The sequence below is a fragment of the Streptomyces sp. NPDC048473 genome (assembly GCF_043200155.1).
Lineage (GTDB): Bacteria > Actinomycetota > Actinomycetes > Streptomycetales > Streptomycetaceae > Streptomyces.
The window spans coordinates 1-1654 of sequence record NZ_JBICXE010000177.1 but is presented as its reverse complement, the minus strand read 5'-3'; the positions used below and the strand labels follow the sequence as shown (position 1 = coordinate 1654).

The following is a 1654-nucleotide window of genomic DNA, read 5'->3' as shown; positions in this document are numbered from 1 at the left end:
TGAATGATCACGGATCCCGTGTCCGCTCTGTCGCCCTCCCCAACTCGCTGCATCCTCACGCCAGTTGGGCGACTCGGGAACTTGCGCAAGCCCTGACTCCCACGGCCCCCACGTCCGCTACACCCTCAACGAGAACCCATTGAGTTTCCGATCAATACAGGTATCCGGCGGAGTTCCGGGGCGCGCCCAATGACCGCTGTGGGCAACACCGTTGTGCTCGCCGACCGCACGTCTTGATGCGTCTGAAAGGTCGAGAAGGAGGAGATCACAGTTTGGTAAGAAGTGGACGTCATGGAAGTAGGCATAGCCTGGCGATCACTACGAAACCAGGCATCGCATCCCTGTACAGCGATGATGAGTCGAGCCATACTCAGCTTTGTCCAGCCAGCGGGCTGCAGACCTCTCACTTCGGCGGCGAGATTCCTCGTGAGCCTGTGGGTATGAGTCTTTCATGATGCGTGGAATCCTCCCCCGTACCGCTTACGTATGCCCCTCCGCCCCGCGTTCAGGGAGAACCTCCCAATGCATCGTTCCACATTCAAACGCACCATCGGTGCGGCCGGGCTGAGTTCCTTGACTGCCGCGATATCCGTCGTGGCTTTCGGCTCCGCCCAGGCATCGGCCACCCCGCAGCAGTGCGGCCAGGTGCGCATCGAGAACTCGAAGGACGGCGGACAGACCTGGTCCGTCAACGGCAGGCTCGACGGTGCCGCACCAACGAAGATCTCCGTCCGGCTGACCGGCGAAGTCAAGCAGGGCTGCGAATACCCGGTCTCGCTGGCTTCCTACAGCGCGGAGGGTGCGACCTGGGAGACCTCCGGCAAGCAGGAGTTTCTCGGCTGGGACACCGTCAAGCTGAACAGCGAGAAGACCGAGGCCTCGCTAGACGTGAGCGCCTTCGCGCCGTCCTGCTCCGGCCAGATCGACATGTACGGCAACAGCAACAAGTACGACGGCACCGGCGGCCACGCTCTGCCGCAGTACCCCTCCGTCATCACGCCGGATGACCTGATCACCGTCTGGAACGGCGGTGCGCCCTGTGAGTCCGCGCCCTCAACGCCGCCCGCCTCGCCGAGCGAGCCGAGCACCCCCTCCCCGAGCGAATCGGAGACCTCGAGCGACTCACCTTCGCCGTCCTCCACCGTTCCCCCGGCGAGCACCGAACCCCCGACCGGTAGCCCAATTGCGCAACCGGCTTCCACGACGCCCACCGAGAACCTCGCCGAAACCGGTGGCAACAGCTCACAGCTGGTGGCCTTCAGCTTCGCCGGCGCGGCGCTGCTGGCGAGTGGCGGTGGCGCTGTCTATTTCATCCGCCGTCGCAACCGCACCCCCACCAGCTATTGACCCGAAACGCTTGTGATTCTGGGTCGTTGGGCTGGGTGTGAGTAATCTGGTGGGGGACGCGCGGCATCTGTCGACGGCGGCGCAGGAGGTTCTGCGGTTGCGGGCGGTGGCCGCGCTCGTGGCAGGGCGGGACCGTGAGGACGTTGCGGCGCTGGCATGAGGAGACCTGGTCGGCGATCCGGACGAAGGCGAGGGCGGCGAGGTCTTCTTCGCCGACCAGGTCACCGGTCGGACGTGGGGCGAGAAGGGGCGCACCCCGATCGTGCGGCGCACGGGCAACCGGTTCTCGGTGAACGCGATGTCCGCG

1 protein-coding gene and 1 pseudogene are annotated in these 1654 nt (G+C 65.2%); both read left to right on the top strand.

The window, feature by feature from the left end; all coding sequences use genetic code 11:
- Window positions 1-522 precede the first annotated feature (522 nt).
- The gene (locus ACGFU7_RS48065) at window positions 523-1347 is read left to right on the top strand and encodes an LPXTG cell wall anchor domain-containing protein (protein WP_393705134.1); all 825 of its coding nucleotides are present in this window, start codon (window positions 523-525) and stop codon (window positions 1345-1347) included.
- Window positions 1348-1490: 143 nt separating this feature from the next.
- A pseudogene (locus tag ACGFU7_RS48060) lies at window positions 1491-1654 on the top strand (IS630 family transposase); the annotation flags it as partial.